Annotated in this window: 9 protein-coding genes; 5 read left to right on the top strand and 4 right to left on the bottom strand. The window is 34.4% G+C overall.

Going from position 1 to position 19576, the window contains the following annotated elements; genetic code table 11:
• Positions 1 to 5: 5 nt before the first annotated feature.
• The 4 genes from E0F76_RS06315 to E0F76_RS06300 all read right to left on the bottom strand — a co-directional run bounded on the left by E0F76_RS06315 (position 6) and on the right by E0F76_RS06300 (position 11056).
• Positions 6 to 1928 (bottom strand): RagB/SusD family nutrient uptake outer membrane protein, encoded by a 1923-nt coding sequence (locus E0F76_RS06315; protein ID WP_132002954.1) that lies wholly within the window; start codon positions 1926 to 1928, stop codon positions 6 to 8.
• A 17-nt stretch (positions 1929 to 1945) separates the two neighbouring features.
• The gene (locus tag E0F76_RS06310) at positions 1946 to 5176 is read right to left on the bottom strand and encodes a SusC/RagA family TonB-linked outer membrane protein (protein WP_132002950.1); all 3231 of its coding nucleotides are present in this window, start codon (positions 5174 to 5176) and stop codon (positions 1946 to 1948) included.
• Between the two features lie 53 nt (positions 5177 to 5229).
• Entirely contained in the window at positions 5230 to 6045 is an 816-nt protein-coding gene (locus E0F76_RS06305; RefSeq protein ID WP_132002947.1) for a hypothetical protein, read from the bottom strand.
• A 667-nt stretch (positions 6046 to 6712) separates the two neighbouring features.
• Positions 6713 to 11056 (bottom strand): hybrid sensor histidine kinase/response regulator transcription factor, encoded by a 4344-nt coding sequence (locus E0F76_RS06300; protein WP_132002944.1) that lies wholly within the window; start codon positions 11054 to 11056, stop codon positions 6713 to 6715.
• 306 nt (positions 11057 to 11362) lie between these two features.
• Between E0F76_RS06300 and E0F76_RS06295 the strand changes: the two genes are divergently transcribed.
• The 5 genes from E0F76_RS06295 (at position 11363) to E0F76_RS06275 (ending at position 19549) form a co-directional block, all read left to right on the top strand.
• Positions 11363 to 13978: a glycoside hydrolase family 3 C-terminal domain-containing protein gene (locus tag E0F76_RS06295; protein WP_132002941.1), complete on the top strand. Its 2616-nt coding sequence runs from the start codon at positions 11363 to 11365 to the stop codon at positions 13976 to 13978.
• Between the two features lie 164 nt (positions 13979 to 14142).
• Positions 14143 to 14835, top strand: coding sequence for an SIR2 family NAD-dependent protein deacylase (locus tag E0F76_RS06290; protein ID WP_132002938.1), 693 nt, complete (start codon positions 14143 to 14145; stop codon positions 14833 to 14835).
• A gap of 128 nt (positions 14836 to 14963) precedes the next feature.
• Complete coding sequence (gene purB, locus E0F76_RS06285) at positions 14964 to 16310, top strand: adenylosuccinate lyase (RefSeq protein ID WP_132002935.1); 1347 nt, start codon at positions 14964 to 14966, stop codon at positions 16308 to 16310.
• A 32-nt stretch (positions 16311 to 16342) separates the two neighbouring features.
• A complete protein-coding gene (locus tag E0F76_RS06280) occupies positions 16343 to 17128 on the top strand; it encodes a polysaccharide deacetylase family protein (protein WP_132002932.1) in 786 nt (261 codons plus the stop codon).
• A 183-nt stretch (positions 17129 to 17311) separates the two neighbouring features.
• Positions 17312 to 19549 (top strand): cation:proton antiporter domain-containing protein, encoded by a 2238-nt coding sequence (locus E0F76_RS06275; protein ID WP_132002929.1) that lies wholly within the window; start codon positions 17312 to 17314, stop codon positions 19547 to 19549.
• Positions 19550 to 19576: the final 27 nt, after the last annotated feature.

Here is a 19576-nt window from a genome sequence, read left to right as displayed (position 1 = left end):
TTTAATTAATAGTTAAAGCCATAATAATTCTGAATATTTCCCCTATGATCTGTAATCACTTTAGAAGGATAAGGGCACAAATAACGCAAAGGATCATTAGGAGTTACACTTGCTGCATTGTTGAAATTGATGAACCCTCTAAAACTCCATTTGATGTCATTTCGTGGTTCATAAGTAGAAGTATCACTATTTAATGAATACCAAGCTGATGCAAAAACCTGTTCGGTATATCCTGCTGGTTTAGCTGTCAAAATCTGATCAATTCCTTGAATATCTAAAATGGTTCGACCTGCATTTTTAGGATCTGGAATGTTTTTCCAGTACACACTTCCTGGTATATTATCTACACCTTGAACATAAGCACCATTAGCTACTTTACCCCAGTTGATCAATTTATTGTATTGATTATAAATAACTGAACTGTATTTATTCCAGCGTGCTAAATCAAACTTACGTTTACTCTCTCCTCCAAACTCCCATGCACGCTCGTCCATTATGGCATTGAAAAATGATTCTTTAGTATTTTTAGAAGCCACATAAGTATCTACTTTTGCTGACCAATCTGTCTTATCAAATGCTCTACGACGTACACGTCTTAGACATTCTTGAGCGTCTTCACGTGGGCCAACACGTTCGTTAACGGCTTCGGCATACATTAACAATACATCGGAAAATCGCATCCATGCGAAGTTTACACCCGTAGATTTAGTGCTTACAGCACCCAATGGTTTCTCCTCATAAAGTTTCGACCATTTTCCAGTTGCCAACTTAGCTAAATCCAAACGAATTACTTGATTCAGATTAACATCATACGAATACGGTGCACAGGTAACATCTCGTCTCAAATCTTTCTTATCAAACGAGTACAAATAAGTTCCACATAAACTAAGACTTCCTGAAGCTCCTCCATAAGGATTAGTTACTGGTGCTGATGATCCCGGTTGTATTACTTGTCCTGTGATTGGAACTCCTATGGAATATCCATATTCCCCTGAGGTACCTTTTAATAAAGCTAATGAAAACATTACATCATCATCAACTGGTGTTACCCAATTATTTTGTTGTTTCCAAAAATCGCTATAACTCAATTTTAGATCATAGTGCTTCTCATCAATTACTTTACCTAAATATTTGATTGCAATATCATAATACAACTCAGGATTTTCTCCACGAACCATGTGTCCTACGGTAGCTGCACTAGTATCAGGACGCAAAGCCCATCCTCCACGAGTAAGAGCTAATAAACCAATCAAGCCTTGATTAAAACTTTTTGAGGCACGTTCTGTACCAAAATCTAACTGATTAGGATATTGCATTAGCGGTTCAACAGACTTCAAATCGTCTATTAGAAATTCCAAAATTTTATTTCTATCGGTAACTCCTACCGTAAAATCCTCTCCTCCAACTGATGATTTCGTACGAAATACAACATCTCCCCAAATGCGAATCATATCTAAATATACCATCGCACGAAGTGTCTTAGCCTCTCCATACATTTGAGTTATATTGGATGCTTTGTCTTTCGGGTCTGCTTTATAAATAGCAGAATTTTCAATTCCTTCAATTACATCATTAGACAAGTTAATAATTTTGTACATCGCATTCCAAGTAGAATTCAGAGTAGTCCAATAAGGCTTAGGTTGAAAACAGGCTATATCAGAACCGTTTACATTAACCGCATTAGTTGAAATCCCCGACATTTCTACATCGGTATTCGGATTAAATACAAAAGCAAGACGGTTAGAATACACATCGTCGCTCAACATCAGTGTATATATACCAGCAACAGCTGAATGTATTTCACTTTCTGAACCGAAAACCTCAGCTTGGGTAAACCCGGTTGCTGGATTAACTTCTAAATAATCACTACAAGATGTGAAACACAGTCCGAAAGTAAATAGAAGGCTTAATAATATCTTTTTATTCATTGTTTTAAGATTTAAAATTAAAATGATAATTGAGCTCCAAAAGTGTAATTTCTTGTTCTTGGATACGCATTATAATCAATGTTAGGTGTTAATCCAGTTGATAAATTAACTTCTGGGTCGTAACCTGAGTAATTAGTCGAAATAAACAAATTGGACCCAGTTGCATACACACGAACTCTATTAAATACTAGTTTCTTAGTTAATGATTTCGGAATTGTATATCCTAGAGTAAGTGTATTCAATCGTAAAAACGAACCATCTTCAATGGCATAGGACTCAGCTATAGGACGACCAACTGTGGTTGGATTCCAGATAGTAGCATTCTTATTGAAATCGGCTAAAAGCTCTGGAGAGTAACGTAAATCGTTCCCCATATCATCAAAATTTCTCCAACGATTCTCCAATGACACTTCCATTCCTAAATTATTTTGGGTATTTGAATACCAAGAAGTCATCATGATTTTGTTGGCATTATAAACATCAAAACCATACACAAAGTTGAAAAAGGTAGATAAATCAAAACCTTTCCAAATGGCATTAAATCCAAAACCTCCTGAAAACTTCGGATTAGTATTACCAATCACTTGTCTGTCATTTGCACCAATTACATACGTATTGGAATCTGATGCATCAACAGGAGTTAATTTTTTGAATTTAGGATTTCCTGGGCGTGGAGCGCCTGCCAAGTTTACTGAGTTGGCAATACCGTCTTTTAGTTTCCACACTTTAGTAATTGGATCTAATGGTAAGAAATCATCTACTTTATAAAAACCATCATTTACAAAACCGTAAATCAATCCTTTTGCTCCGCCAACATAAGCACGGTAATCATCATCGTTTAGCAATTGTGTTCCAGCCCATCCTGAACTAAGAATCCATTCATTTTCTCCACTTGAAAGTGCATCAATTTTGTTTTTGTTAAATCCAATATTGAAGTTTAAATCCAATTGAAAATCATTGCTATCTTTGCCCTGAACTACAGTACCATTAAGACCAAGCTCAATTCCTTTATTAGAGGTTTGACCTACATTGGTCATAATTTTACTAAAACCAGATGTTCCAGGAATATCAGAAGGCACTAACAAATCTTTTACTGTATTTTTATAAACTTCAAGAGTACCTGTAAGACGTTCCTTAAAGAAACCAAAATCAACACCAAAGTTTGTAGTATAAGTTGATTCCCATTTTATATTAGGATTAGTCAAAAAAGTAGCATTATAAAAATTATAATAGTTATTACTAGTTTCTCCCCAACCTACTGATTTGTTTTGAGAAACGCCATAATATTTAGCATATAGATCGCTACTAATTCTATCATTACCAGAAACTCCATAACTCAAACGAAGTTTCAAATTCGAAACGGTTTTACTATCCTTTAAAAAGGCTTCATTAGACATTCTCCACGCAAATGAAGCGGAAGGAAATACTCCCCAACGATTAGAAGGACCAAACTGTGTTGAACCATCGGCGCGAATTGTAAAAGCGGCAAGATATCGATCATCATAACCATAACTTGCACGACCAAAGAAGGATGAAATTCGATTTGGAGAACCTTCGACAGAATTGTTTGTTAAAGGTGTTCCCAAAGCAAGATTAGATATTGCTTTTTCTCCCGTTATAGTTTCAGGAAAATAACGAGTGGTATAGGTTTTATTAACACTACTCTGATCCTTCATTTCTTGACCAACCATCAATTGAATATCATGAAGCGAATGTATTTTAAAATTATAATTCAATACATTACTCAATTGCCAACGAGGACTTTGAGTCATTCCCCAAGATACTACTGGAAGATTACCATTGGCATTTGCTGTGCCTGTACCTGTACCAAAGAAACGACCGTCTTCTGAATATTGGTATTGAAACCCAAAGGAACTACGAAAACTTAAACCTTTTTTAATATTCCAAGTTAATGCCCCAACAGTGTTAAAGGTACGCGAAACACGATCGCGATAATTCTTTTGAGCTGCTTCTATTGGATTGAAACGTGTAACAGGTGTATAATCTTCAGGATCAAAATAAGTATGATCGTCTGGCAATACCATGTAATCTTGCAAACCAAGAGTTGGCGCTTGACGTATCGCATCTAACAAACTAACCCCTTCTGTACCAGAACCTGATATAGTTTGATCTGTAAAACGAGATTGTAATTCAAAAGTAAATTTATCAGATAAATTAGTATTCAATGCAAAGTTAATGTTGGTTTGTTTCAAACCAGTCCCTACCAATACTCCAGGTTGATCTTGATTCACAACAGCAAATTTGTACTTTGTTTTTTCAGTACCTCCATTTATACTAAAATCAAGGTATTTAGCAATTGGATTAGTACCAAAGATTTCATCCTGCCAATCAGTTCCCTTATTGCCTTGATAAATATACAATTCATTAGCATGACCATAGCGATTAAAAAAAGCCGTTGGATTAGACGATTTTTGTCTTTCGGACTCATATTGCATCATCGTATATTCATAAGGATCCATTACGTCCAAATGATTCGACAAGGTTTTCATTTGCATATAACTATTTATATACACCGAAACTTGACCTGCTTTAGGTTTCTTTGTAGTTACCAAAACAACTCCATTAGCACCTCGAGCACCATATATAGCTGTTGCTGCGGCATCTTTTAGGACTTCTACCGATTCTATATCGGTTGGCGGAACATCATTTAGAGTAGCCACCTCAAAACCATCCACCAAAATCAAAGGCGAATTATCTTGAGTGATCGATCCACCACCACGAACTCGAATCTGTATTTCAGCCCCTGGCGAACCATCGTTTGAAGTTATCTGAACCCCTGGTAATCTACCCACCAATGCTTCAGCTACAGAACTAGTTGGCACTTTTTCTAGTACCGAACCTTTTATACTAGAAACGGCTCCTGTTATGTTTCCGCGTTTTACAGAACCATAACCAATAACCACAACTTCATTCAATTCACTGAGAGATTCTTTCATCAGGATTTCAATACCGGAAGTACGCCCTTTTAAAGGCATTGTCAAGTCTTCCATACCCACATATTTCACCACCAAAACAGCTGTGTTTGGGTCACTTACCTTTATAGAAAATTTACCGTCTAAATCGCTGAAAGTACTCGATTTTTCGTTTTTTACTATAATTGTTGCACCCGGAATCGAACCCATTTTATCACGTACTACACCTGTTACGGTGACAAGTTTCTGAGCATAACCACTAGCCGTTAATAACAAGAGGGTTAAAATGCTCACGATATGTTTTTTTATCGTCATATTTATTATATTATTTAGATTTTTTTTTAAATCTGTTCATCATTAGATTTTATTTATTTTGTCGCTATTACCCCATTAATAGTCACCACATAATCTTTAATAATTGGTGTGTCAGGATCATTCAAGTTAAAATCAACATTGGTAACTCCGTTTGGCAAAATTGGAAAAGTCCCCGCAAACTCTTTTGTTTTGACAACAACGGAATTCGCATCCATAAACTCAATTTTGACACGAACATTATTTGCTGCATCGTCCGTTTGGAATACAATAAAATCGTCTAAATAATTTACTCCACCAGAGGTTGTTTTCTTAGATTTAAAAACATACATATCTCCTTGTATAAAACTTTCGTCAAAGGCTTTGTATCCAGTTCGTTTTACAAATACTGTAGTTTTAATAATAGAATAACTTGGATCTGCCACAATGTCTTTTGCTTTCAAACGCAATGTCCCAGTTCTTGTTAGAATGTTCATTTTAAGAGTATCCGCAAATGGTGAGTTGTACGAAGTAGCAGCCGATAAGTTTACCTTTTGATCGGCAGAAACTAATTGCGGAACAACTAAATCCTTTAGATTGACTGGAGACGTGACCATTTGAGCTGGAATATCGGATGCCATGAAAGTGTACTTCCCATTGTCGAGAGCAAAACGATAGAGCGAACTATAGTTCCCAAAATAATCGCCGTTATCGTTATAAACAAAAAGGCATAAGGTTGAAATACCCACATTTGTTTTAAAAGGTTGTCCATTCAACTGAAGTGAATTATTTCTCACCACCGAAGTGTTGTATTTTATTTCATCTTTGCTACAGCCAGTCACCAATAAAAGTAGCAGTCCACTCCCAAGAATAAGATTTATTATCTTTTTCATACTAAACAATTTAAAAATTGAAATTCATTAAGAAGATCTGATGACTGAGATGATTCCATCAATTCATTACTTTGGTTGCAAGACACTGTGTACATCCCAACAAATGGCAGGACGAAAGTGTTAATTTGTTTCATAAGCTTATTTTTAGTTAGTTAATAAAGTCCTTTTGAGACTTTTGGTTGAGTCACAAAACTAGATATATGGCATCCTAATATGGAGTAAAAATCGCTTTTCAATAAGGGGGTAATTGCTAATTTATCTACTAATAAATTGATGAATCAATAAATAATAGGGGGTTTTTTTTCACTATAGGAAAATTTAAAGAAAACTAGAAACTCCGGAAATAAACTCAAGTCGCGTTAACACAAGCTAGTTTATACTACATTTTTGGAACAACACAGAAAAAGGCCAAATTTCATTCTCGCACAAAAAAAAACAGGGACGAAAAGTCCCTGTAAAAGTGTCAATCCCCGAAAAAAATTACTATTTGTTCCAACAGCAATTGATAAACTACTCCATTTGTCACGCTGGAAGCGTCTAAATTATGTTGCTCTCTCGTGCTTTGAGACGCTTCTACCGTGACAAATGGCAAGAATAAATTACCTTCAAACTATTATTAGTTCTAATCGATTCGGATATACAGTTTGAAAAAATAGGGGTTCTCCATCTAGCGATGCAATTGGCGATATTCAGCTGGAGTAGCATTGAATTTTGTTTTAAAACATTTTCCAAAATATTTCAAATCGTTAAAACCTACTTCAAAACAAATTTCCTTTATCAACATATCTTCATTTTTAATCAGCTCTGCAGCCGCATTCAATCGCATATCACGAATAAATACGACCGGAGAAACCCCTGTTATATTTTTAAGCTTATTAAAGAAACTAGCCCGTGACATATACATTAATTTTCCTAATTCCTCAACTGAAAAATCTGACTTAGACATATTAACCTTCACAAATTGAATCACTTGAAACATAAACTTATGATCCTTATGAGAAATTGGCAAGGGCTCTTTTTCCGAAATTTCAATAATATTACCCGAAGAATACAAATGCTGAAGGCGCAAGCGTTGTTCCAAAACATTCTTTACCCTTGCCTTTAAAAAACTTACATTAAACGGTTTGGTAAGATAATCATCAGCTCCGTATTCCATACCTTCCAATTTACTTTCAATAGCTGTTTTTGCACTAAGCAAAATGACCGGAATGTGACTAGTGGCAATGTTATTTCTAATTAACTTGAGCATTTCTATACCGTCCATTTGAGGCATCATAATGTCACTAATAATAAAATTCGGCGATAAACTTTCTGCTTTTAAATGTCCTTCAACACCATTTTCTGCCACATAAATAGTATATTCCTCCTCCAGTACAGAAACAATAAAATTCCTCAATCCTGGATCGTCTTCTACAATCAAGCCAACTGGCTTGCCTTCTCTAATTTCTTCTTCTATTGCTATGACCGGCTGGTTTTCGATTGTTATAATATCCTCCTCTAAATAGTCATCGGATTCTTCAAATAAAATAGCTTCATCATCATTAAAATGGTTATTACCTTTTAAAAAGCAAAGTTGAAAACTACTTCCTTTGCCTGGCACACTATCAACTACAATGCTTGCGTTATGTTTTTCGACTAAATCTTTGACAATAGAAAGCCCAATACCTGTACTGGGATTGTTTGGATTTTCATTGTAATTAGAAAAGCGTATGAACAGTCTCTTTTTAACAACAGGATTAATACCAGGACCATTATCGTTAACCTTTAATACAACTTGTTTTTCAGATTCTTCCACTAGCACTTCTACCGTATCTCCCTTATGACAATACTTAAAAGCATTTGAAATAAGATTAACCAAAATTTTATCAAGACTATCCGCATCAGCCCATATAACCGGTGATGAAGCATTTATATTTAACTCCAAACGAATCTTACTTTGTAGACTTATTTCTTTAAAATTTTCACATACCTTGGTAGTAAATTCGCCTAAATCAATTGCTTTAATTTCCAATTTTCTATTTTGGATTCTCCTTAAATCCAAAATCTGATTTACTAAATTTAATAATCGATTACTATTCCTTTCAATACCTTGAAGCTGAATTTTCACTGATTCTGAGATAGTACTATCCGAGATCATTTTCTCCAATGGCGCTGTAATCATAGTAAGTGGGGTTCTTATTTCATGTGAAATATCAGTAAAAAATTTCAACTTTAATTCAGACACTTGATTCTGTATTTGTACATCATTTCGTAATTTCAAAATTGTCATAATAGTGCGTCGAATTAACAAAAACAGACCAACAGCTAACAAAGCATAAAAAACAAAAGCCATATTGGTCCACCAAATTGAGGGCAGAATCGTGATCTTTATTTTTCGCTCATTATTCATCCACAAATTATGATTGTTAGTAGATGCTATCAAAAGGGTATATTTACCTCTAGTTAAATTGGTATAATTAATTGACTGCCCTCCTTTGATATAGTTCCATTGCCTATCAATACCTTCCAATTTATAGCGATAAATAATATTATCATTATTAATGTAATCTAGCGCTGAAAATTGAACCCTAAAGAAATTCTGGTTATGCTCTAAAATAACTTCTTTAAGTAAATCTGGATTACTGGGCGTTTCTGGATTTATTTCATTTAATTCTCTATTATTAACCGCAAATCCAGTTATTGCCAAATAGGGTTTAAATGTAAAAGGCTCAATTTTTTCAGGTCTGAAACAAATGGCACCATTCGAATAACCCACGACAATTTCACCATTAGCAAGACGACATTTTGTAGCTTCTGAAAAAATTTCATTGCCTATAAGTAATTTTAATTCAGGAAAGGTTTCGGCTGTATTTTTCTGGAGATCAAAACGTACCAACTGATTGTCCCCCATTAGCCATATTTTACCTGACTTATCCTCTTGCATGGCTACAACTTCATTAATAGGGAAACCAATAGTCTTTTCACCAAAGGACTGAATCTTTGGTTCCTCTTTTTTATTCCAATCTACCAATAACATCCCCTTTCCATTAGTTGCCAAAACTAATTTGTCTTTTGAAGTCACCAGAATATCTAAGATATCATTACCCGTAACCTGAGGAAACTCTTTAAACTCTAATTTTCCCGCAGCTTTGTTTCCTCCAGAAAAAGAGAACAACTTATAAGAAGAAATAAAAAACAATTGATGCTCCTTGTTTTCAACAATAGAACGAACTCTATCAGCCGATTTTATAGGGTAATTTTTCCATTCGTTTCGATAATTAACAAAACGAATTCCATTATTTGACTCCTGAATAAGATTTACACCCCCTCCCCAAGTAGCCAAATAAATCTTACCTGAAGCCGCCTGATAAATTTTATAAATATCATTTGCACTAATACTGTAATGATCCAACTCATTATATTTATAATGGATTACCTTATAATTAAAAGGTCGTTCACTTGGTATCAAACAAAATAATCCGTTTCCTCTTGTTCCCAGCCAGATTCTACCGCTTTTGTCTTGTAGCATGTGGTAAATATCAGCTCCCCATCCTGGACTGTTGGCAGATAAAGTGCCATCCGCCCCTAACATCCCTATTTTATTTTTCCTGGAATCCAACAAGGTTATTTTCTCAGAACGACAAGCTACCCATAGATTTCCGTTCTTATCTTCCATTAAACTTCTGACATTATTTTTTTTTATCTCCTGTGTTGAGTCTAACTTTAATGCTGAAAAATTATTGTTGTCAAAAATCATTAAATCCAATCCTTTTCTATAAGAGCAAAACCATAAATTTCCCAATTTATCAAATGTTGCTGTATGCATCACATCAGAAACCTCTACTGAAGAATCTTTCATATAGTGCGAAATAGAATATAACTTGTCCTGTTGCTTATCCCAATAAGCCAATGCTCCTCCTTTTGATTGAACCCAAACTGTTCCATTAGGAGCGGTCAGTAAAAAAGTCTTTCTATCTCCACTAGCTATAGTAGGATCAGTGGAATCAGCGTGTAGGTGTTTTAACTTTTTGGCAACCAAATCAAATTTATAAACCCCTGAAGCCGCGGTTTCAAACCAAAAATATCTCGAATGGGTCAACCCCATATAATTAATGTTTCCATTAGGAAATCCTGCTACTGTTTTACTATTATAAACATCTATTTTACCAGATTTTAAATCATAATAACAAATACCTTCTGTGCTGGTAACAAGGAGCACTTTACCAGCAGTGACATACTTAATTTTAACAATATCCGAATTGATTCCAAATTGCACATCAAAAAATGTACTAGACTTTTTGGAATAACGGCTTAGTTTACCGTTAGCTCCTCCAAACCATAATTCGTCATTTATTTCGGTGATGGTATTAAATGAATACGATTTCCCAGAAAGTCTGGTCATATTAAAAAAGAAATACTCAGGTTTATCAGTTTCTTTTTTTAACTTACAGATACCTAAATCGGTCAAAAACCATGTAGTACCCATAGAGTCTTCAAATACATCTTTAATTTTACTGCCACGAAGTTTAGCCGAATCAAAAATAATTTGTCTTTTATTATTATTGGTTTCTAGAACAAATAAGTAATTTTTATTTTCAGGAAACAGCCATACTCTGCCGGAAGACACGAGTTTAAACTGTTTAAAAGAAACATTAGACTGCTCTTTAGATTGCCCACCTAAAGGATAATGAAAACTTAGATTTTGGGTATCAAAATAATAAACCTCCTCTTTTTCGGACTTAATCCAGATTCGTCCACTTTTATCAAATTGAAAACTAGAAACACGATTAGACGATAGATTCAAACTTCCTCTTTGTACTACCTCAAAATTCTGAAAAGCATTTCCATCATATCTAATCAGTCCGTTATAAGTACCCATCCAAATAAATCCTTTCGAATCCTGTTGAATATCTAAAATATGGGACTGACTTAACTTTACATCATGCGAAAAATGTTTTAAAACCCCAAAGGGTTGAGCAAAACACAATTCGAAAATCAGACAAAAAAAAGCAACAATTATAGTTCTTTTCAAAATTTATTTTTTAAAACTCATTCTAATTACAAAAGTATCAAAATTCCTGTCCGAACCTAATAATACAGCTCTTTCTAGCCAAATACCCCTTCTTAAATAGCATTTTGTCCCCAGTTCTAAAATCAAAAAAAAATCAAAACTTAACAACAAGCTTTACGACAACCTACAAATAGCAATTTACCCCAACAAAATGAGACTTAAAACAACTAATTTTGTTTTGTTTGTAATCAAGTAAGTAAAAAAATTTTCAGATTACCAAATGTTGCTAAAAAAGTTCAACCTAAAATATTAATTTCCAAAAACTCAATGAAAAAAATAAAATCTTTATTGTTTATCATAAACCTATTTACAATAACCGCATTTGCACAGCCCAATTTATCGTTTAAAAATCCTGATTTACCTATTGAACAGCGAGTAAATGACTTACTATCAAAGCTGACCGTAGACGAAAAAATAAGCCAATTGATGAATGATTCACCCGCCATTGAACGTCTTGGTATTCCAGAATACAATTGGTGGAACGAATCTCTACATGGTGTTGCTCGAGCAGGTTACGCAACCGTTTTTCCACAATCTATTTCTATAGCATCCGCTTGGGATCGTCAATTAATTTTTGATGTTGCCAATGCTATTTCTGATGAAGCTCGTGCCAAACATCACGAATATCTAAGGCGCGGACAACACGGTATGTATCAAGGATTGACGTTCTGGTCTCCTAATGTTAATATTTTCCGTGACCCTCGCTGGGGTCGTGGTCATGAAACGTATGGTGAAGATCCTTACCTAACAGGACAATTAGGACTTAACTATGTAACTGGTCTTCAAGGTACTAATGAGAAATACTTTAAAGTAATTGCTACTGCAAAACATTATGCTGTTCACTCGGGACCCGAACCCTCCCGCCATGAATTTAATGCAGAAACAAGTGATATTGATTTATATGAAACCTATCTACCTGCTTTCCGTACATTAATAAAAGAAGGACATGTTTATTCTGTAATGGGAGCTTATAATCGCTTTCGAGGAGAATCTGCAAGTGCAAGCCCATTTTTATTCAATATACTCAGAAACGATTGGGGATTTAATGGTTATATTGTATCCGATTGTGGTGCTGTCGCCGACATTTGGAAACAACACAAAATTACTAACGACGCAGCAACAGCTTCGGCTTTGGCTATAAAATATGGTTTAGATTTAGAGTGTGGAAGCACTTTCAAATCACTAAAAGAAGCCGTTACTCGCAATTTGATTACCGAAGCCGAAATTGATGTCGCCGTAAAACGTTTGTTTACAGCTCGTTTCAAACTAGGCATGTTTGACCCAGATGAGATTGTTCCCTACGCCCAAATTCCTTATTCATTAAACAACAACTCCGCTCACGACTATCTAGCTCGTGTGGCTTCCCAAAAAAGCATTGTGTTGTTGAAAAACCGAAACCAAACTCTACCTCTTTCTAAAAACATCAAAACTATTGCCGTAATAGGTCCTAATGCCAATGATGTACAATCTTTATGGGGAAATTACAGTGGTACTCCCAGCAATCCAATAACTGTGTTAAAAGGGATTCAAAACAAATTGGAACCGAATGCCAAAGTGCTTTATGCTAAGGGAACCGATCTTGCCAAAGGGGTTCCCGAAATGAAAGTTATTCCATCGTTCTATTTTCAAAATGAAAACGGCACACAAGGGGTAACAGCAAAATACTTTGACAATGCTAAATGCGAAGGAAAACCTCTTTTTACCCGTATTGATGACAATATTGATTTTAATTGGGATATTGATACTCCAGATCCTCGTATGAAAATGGGAAGCTACAGCGTTAAATGGACTGGTTTTCTTGTTCCACCAAAAACTGGAACATACAACATTTCGGAATGGTCAAAACCTTTTATGACTATTGAAATTGAAGGCGGCAAAACTTCTGGAGGAAAAAACAATCATGCCCCAAGAATTCGTCCACAAAAAATGGAGCTAGAAGCTGGTAAAAAATACAAAATAGAGGTTAAATACCAAAACTACTATGGCAATGCTATAGCGCAACTATTGTGGGCTGAACCAGAAGAAAACGTATTACAAGAAGCTGTTCAAGTTGCTAATCAAGCGGATGCGATAGTTCTAGTTTTGGGATTAAACGAACGTTTGGAAGGTGAGGAAATGAAAGTAGAAGCGGAAGGTTTTGAAGGTGGAGACCGCACAAGCCTTGACTTACCTTCTAATCAAATAGAACTAATGAAAGCCATGGTAGCAACAGGAAAACCAGTTATTTTAGTCTTAATAAACGGAAGTGCACTCTCCATAAATTGGGCAAATGATAATGTTCCTGCCATTCTAACTTCTGGATATCCGGGGCAACAAGGAGGTAATGCCATTGCTGATGTACTTTTTGGCGACTACAATCCAGCAGGGCGACTGCCTGTTACTTACTACAAATCAGTAGATCAGCTTCCTGATTTCGAAAACTATGATATGAAAGGTCGTACCTATCGTTATTTCGATAAAAAACCGCTATACCCATTTGGATTTGGTTTGAGTTACACCAAATTCAAATACAGTAACCTACAAATCCCTACTGATATTAGTACTGAAAAAGCTTTTGAAGTATTGGTTGACGTAACCAATATAGGTGACCGTGACGGAGATGAGGTAGCTGAATTGTATCTAAAAGACGAAAAAGCATCTACTCCTCGCCCAACTTGTCAATTAGAAGGTTTTGAACGTATTAATCTAAAAAAAGGCGAAACAAAAACGGTTCACTTTAAAATCAATCCAAGACAGCTCTCTTTAATAAATAATAAAAACCAACGTATCGTAGAACCGGGATGGTTTACTGTCTCTGTCGGAGGAAAACAGCCAGATGGTTCTAATGACATTCAAAGTGGTCGATTCAAGATTACTGACAAACCATTACTACTCGAAAAATAGTTTTATTAAGTGATCGATAGTTTCAAAGACATAAAGTCAAAATAAGGAATGTGAAGTTAATTTTAAACAAATTAACTTCACATTCCTTATTTTTATATAATTTTAAAATACGTCACTATTTTTTTATTACTTTCATAACTTGTTTTACTACTAAATTGGTCCCCATGAAAAAGAAACTTGTTGTTTTAACTGGAGCAGGAATAAGTGCCGAAAGTGGCATTAAAACCTTTCGTGATGCCGATGGGCTTTGGGAAGGTCATAATGTATTGGATGTGGCCACTCCTGAAGGTTGGTATAAAAATCCAGCATTAGTCCTTGACTTTTACAATCAAAGACGCAAACAATTACTTGAAGTACAACCTAATTTAGGACATCAAATATTAGCGGAATTGGAAAATGATTTTGAAGTGCAAATTATCACTCAAAACGTTGATAATCTACATGAAAAGTCAGGAAGTACAAGTGTATTGCATCTGCATGGTGAATTATTAAAAGTTAGAAGTACCAAAATCACCAATTATATTCTAGACTGGGAATCGGATTTAAATTTTGGAGATTTAGATAGTATTGGTAACCAATTACGGCCCCATATTGTTTGGTTTGGTGAAGAAGTTCCTGCCTTAGAAGAAGCCATAAGCATTGTAGAAAATGCCGATATCCTGATAATTATTGGGACATCACTCCAAGTTTATCCTGCTGCAAGTTTGATAAATTTTTCGAAACCAAACGTGCCCGTTTATTACATTGACCCCAAACCCGCTACAATTTATGATTTACCTAACGACATTAAAATCATTGCTACTACTGGCTCAGAAGGAATGAAAATTGTTAGAAAAGACCTTGAAAAAATGAAATAGCAAATGCATTGGCAATTTCAATAGCATTTTCAATAGCAATTTCAAAAACAAAAGCAATTTTTAAATCTGAAATCTGAAATCTAAAATCTGAAATCTATATATTTGCGCTTTCTAAAAACACAACAACAATGACAAGTTTAAACGAATTAAATGCGGTTTCACCAATTGACGGAAGATACAGAAGCAAAACCAGTTCACTTTCTAACTATTTCTCTGAAGAAGCTTTAATCAAATACAGAGTATTAGTTGAAATTGAATATTTCATTACACTTTGCGAAATTCCTTTACCACAATTAAAAGACGTAAACCCAAACCTATTTGACAGTTTACGTGATATCTATAAAAACTTTTCTACCGAAGATGCTCTTTGGATAAAAGAAACAGAAAAAGTAACCAACCACGATGTAAAAGCCGTAGAATATTTTATCAAAGACGCTTTTGAAAAATTGGGTTTATCACAATATAAAGAATTCATCCATTTTGGATTAACCTCTCAAGACATCAACAATACCGCCATACCTCTTTCTACAAAAGACGCTTTCGAGAAGGTATATATGCCATCATTAATCACTTTAACTTCAAAATTAAAAGATTTAAGCATCGAATGGCGCGATATTCCAATGTTAGCTAGAACGCATGGTCAACCTGCTTCACCAACACGTTTAGGCAAAGAAATTGGAGTTTTTGTGGAACGTTTAGAAGAACAAATGCGTTTGTTATTCAATATCCCGTTTGCAGCAAAATTTGGTGGTGCTACCGGAAATTATAATGCGCATCACGTGGCTTATCCACAAATTGATTGGAGAAAATTTGGACGTGATTTTGTTGAAGAAAACCTAGGTTTACATCACTCCTTCCCTACCACACAAATTGAACATTACGATCATTTTGCTGCTTTTTTTGACGCATTAAAAAGAATCAACACTATTATTATTGATTTAGACCGAGACATTTGGACTTATGTTTCAATGGAATATTTCAAACAAAAAATAAAAGCTGGAGAAATTGGTTCTTCAGCAATGCCACACAAAGTAAATCCTATTGATTTTGAAAATTCTGAAGGAAATCTAGGAATTGCCAACGCAATTTTCGAACATCTTTCCGCTAAATTGCCCTTGTCGAGATTGCAACGTGATTTGACAGATAGTACTGTTTTGAGAAATATAGGAGTGCCTATTGGACATACATTAATTGCATTTGAAGCTACATTGAAAGGTTTGAATAAACTACTTTTGAACGAACCTAAATTTCATGAAGATTTAGAAAAAAACTGGGCCGTTGTTGCCGAAGCAATTCAAACTATTTTGCGTCGCGAAGCCTATCCAAATCCTTATGAAGCCTTGAAAGGGCTGACAAGAACCAATGAAGCTATCGATAAAAAAGCGATACATGATTTTATTGCAACCCTTGATGTTTCAGCAGAAATTAAAGCAGAATTAATAAAAATTACTCCTAGTAATTTTTTAGGGATTTAATAGATAAAATACTCATATAGTACAAAGTAATTATGAATAATTACCTTCTGAAAATCGTATTACTTTGTACTTTTTTTATTTTATTTTCTAGTGAAATATTAATTCCAACTACAGTTTTCAAACCCAATACTGCAGGCGTGGTATTATCATTTGATGACGATTACATAAATGAGTGGTATGCAACGAATCAAAAACTAAAAAAATATTCTTGGAAAGCTTCTTTTTGCGTCTCTAAAATAAACACATTAACAATTTTTGAATTAAAAAAACTTCAGGAATTACAAAAAGAAGGACATGAAATTGCAGGTCACGCATACAATCATTATAATGCGGTTGATTTCATCTGCGATCATTCAATCGAAGAATATAGACAGCAAGAAATAAATCCGATGCTCGATTTGATGAATTTTTATGGAATCAATGTTACCTCTTTTGTATATCCTTATGGAAGCAGGAACAAAAAGCTTGATGCTGCTTTATTGCAACAATTTAAAATCATTAGAGGACGTGCATTTTGTGAAACAAACCCAAAAAAACAAGGCTGTTACTACGATAATAAAAGATTAGTTTTTAGTTTTAGCATAGATGACACACACAATCATTTTAACATTCCCTATCTCTTGAAATTATTAGATTATTCAAAGGTGAATAACAAAATAGTGATTTTGAATTGCCACAAAACCGTAAATATTGTTAATGGAGATTATCAAACAAAAAATCAAACTTTGGAGCTAATTTGCAAATACATAAAAAAGAATAATATGAAATTTTATTCTTTATCTGATTTTACTCCACAGCAATATACAATACTACAATAGAAAAAGGAACAAGTGCTAACTATGTTTATAAAATTCATTTTACAAATAACTTCTTTAGATAGTATTTAATAAAGTCGCACTATTCAAATTCTATTTTCAACATTAAAAAGTCCATTTTTAAAATAAACTCTTAAAAAACGGACTTTTTTAAGTACTTTACACAAGTCAAAAAAACAATAATTTATGCTATTAATCGGAACTATACCTGTAGCAGCTTCTCACTTAGAGCCTTTAATTAGCGATTTAGGTTTAATACTTATGACTGCGGGAATTGCGGTATTAATCTTTAAAAAATTAAAACAACCTCTTGTTTTAGGATATTTAATTGCTGGATTTTTAGCTGGAAACCATTTTGATTTTTTTCCATCCGTAAAAGATCTTAAGAGTGTACAAATTTGGGCTGACATAGGTGTAATCTTTTTATTATTCAGCCTTGGACTTGAATTTAGTTTTAAGAAACTAATGAAAGTAGGCGGAACAGCTACAATCAATGCTACTACTCAAATTTTTACAATGGTAATTTTGGGTTATTTATCCGGACAGTGGATGGGTTGGGGAAAAATGGACTCCCTGTTTTTAGGAGTTATTCTTTCTATTTCATCAACAACAATAATTGTAAAAACCTTTGAAGAACTCGGTGTCAAGGCACAAAAATTTGCTGGAATTGTAATTGGCTCATTAATCGTACAAGATCTTATTGCGATCTTAATGATGGTCCTGCTTTCTACAGTGGCCGCCAGTCAGCAGTTTTCAGGTGGAGAATTATTACAATCTGTACTGAGACTGATTTTTTTCTTGACAGCTTGGTTTGTGGGTGGTATTTTCTTTATCCCAACTTTATTAAAAAAAGCAAAGCATTTATTGACCGATGAAATGTTGTTAATTCTTTCCATCGCATTATGTTTGTTGATGGTAATCCTAGCAGCAAACGTAGGTTTCTCACCTGCTTTAGGAGCCTTTATTATGGGATCCATCATTGCCGAAACCAAACTAGCTGAGCGAATTGAACATTTGGTAAAACCAGTAAAAGATTTATTTGCCGCAGTATTTTTCGTATCTGTTGGTATGTTAATCAATCCAGTAACCTTGTACGACTACGCTTTACCTGTTCTCTTTTTGACTTTTGTTACCATATTTGGTCAATCAATTAGTTCGATTATTGGGGCATTAATATCAGGTCAACCGTTAAAACAATCCATTCAAATAGGAATGAGTTTGGCACAAATTGGTGAATTTTCCTTTATCATTGCCACATTAGGAATGTCGCTAAAAGTGACCAGTGATTTTTTATATCCAATAGTTGTGGCGGTATCAGCTATAACTACTTTTACTACTCCATTTATGGTTAAAGCGGCAATTCCCTTTTCTGAATATTTAGAAAAAAAATTACCTCGAAAATGGGTAAAAAGAATCTCTAGATACAGTACAAATGCTCAAGCTATAAGTTCCGTAAGTACATGGCAAGTAGTCTTAAGAGCCTATATGACTCAAATTATTATTCACTCCACAATAATTATTGCCGTTATTTTACTTTCTTCAAATTTTGTATTGCCTTATGTAGAAAATTCTAAATTTGGGAATGCTATTGCGGCACTAATCACTTTAATTATCATTTCTCCTTTTTTATGGGCTTTATCTTTGCGTAGAGTTGCTATAAAAGATGTTGAAGTTTTATTTAAAGAAAGAAAATACCGTGGACCCGTTTTGATGATGATATTTTTCAGAATGGCCCTGGCTGTATTTTACATTGGATTTTTACTTAATATCTTTTTCTCCCCTTTTATTGCGTTTTTTGCTTTGGTTGTCGCTGTGGTAATTTATTATTTCTTTCCCAAAAAATTACACGAACAATACCATAAAATTGAAAGTCATTTCTTAAAAAACCTTAATGATAGGGAAACAAAAAAAATTGACCGTCGCTATGCTAATCTAATGCCTTGGGATGGGCACATGTCTACTTTCGAAATAGCAAAAGAATCCAATTTGGCAGGAAAGACTTTAAGAGATATTCGCCTTCGAGAAGAATTAGGAATTAATATTGCCTATATAAAACGAGGGGAAATAACCATACAAATCCCCAATAAAACAGAACGATTATTTCCAGGAGATGAGATTTGTGTTATTGGAACTGATGCTCAAGTCAAGCAATTTGCCAACTATTTAGAACAAAATGAAATTGAACCGCCTAAAAAAGTAGAACACGAAATTGTATTAAGACAAATAGAACTTGAAAATGAGGAGTTTATTGGAAAGACTGTAGGACGATCTAAATTAAGAGAACGAACTTGCGGTTTGCTTGTCGGGATTGAACGAAAAGGAAATCGGATATTGAATCCGGAATCGAATATTGTATTAGAAAAAAATGATCTTCTTTGGATTGTAGGTGACAAAAAATTAATGGCTAAGTTATTCGAAATTTAGTTCCATAAAAAAAGGCAAAAGTTCGAT

It is taken from the genome of Flavobacterium cellulosilyticum (genome assembly GCF_004349355.1).
Taxonomy (GTDB): Bacteria; Bacteroidota; Bacteroidia; order Flavobacteriales; family Flavobacteriaceae; genus Flavobacterium; species Flavobacterium cellulosilyticum.
The sequence above is the reverse complement of the archived record's forward strand: the minus strand, read 5'-3'. Positions and strand labels throughout refer to the sequence as shown.

Coding starts and splice junctions, on each gene's coding strand:
- E0F76_RS06315 (WP_132002954.1), bottom strand. CDS start 1,928: ATGAATAAAAAGATATTATTAAGCCTTCTATTTACTTTCGGACTGTGT.
- E0F76_RS06310 (WP_132002950.1), bottom strand. CDS start 5,176: ATGACGATAAAAAAACATATCGTGAGCATTTTAACCCTCTTGTTATTA.
- E0F76_RS06305 (WP_132002947.1), bottom strand. CDS start 6,045: ATGAAAAAGATAATAAATCTTATTCTTGGGAGTGGACTGCTACTTTTA.
- E0F76_RS06295 (WP_132002941.1), top strand. CDS start 11,363: ATGAAAAAAATAAAATCTTTATTGTTTATCATAAACCTATTTACAATA.
- E0F76_RS06290 (WP_132002938.1), top strand. CDS start 14,143: ATGAAAAAGAAACTTGTTGTTTTAACTGGAGCAGGAATAAGTGCCGAA.
- purB (WP_132002935.1), top strand. CDS start 14,964: ATGACAAGTTTAAACGAATTAAATGCGGTTTCACCAATTGACGGAAGA.
- E0F76_RS06280 (WP_132002932.1), top strand. CDS start 16,343: ATGAATAATTACCTTCTGAAAATCGTATTACTTTGTACTTTTTTTATT.
- E0F76_RS06275 (WP_132002929.1), top strand. CDS start 17,312: ATGCTATTAATCGGAACTATACCTGTAGCAGCTTCTCACTTAGAGCCT.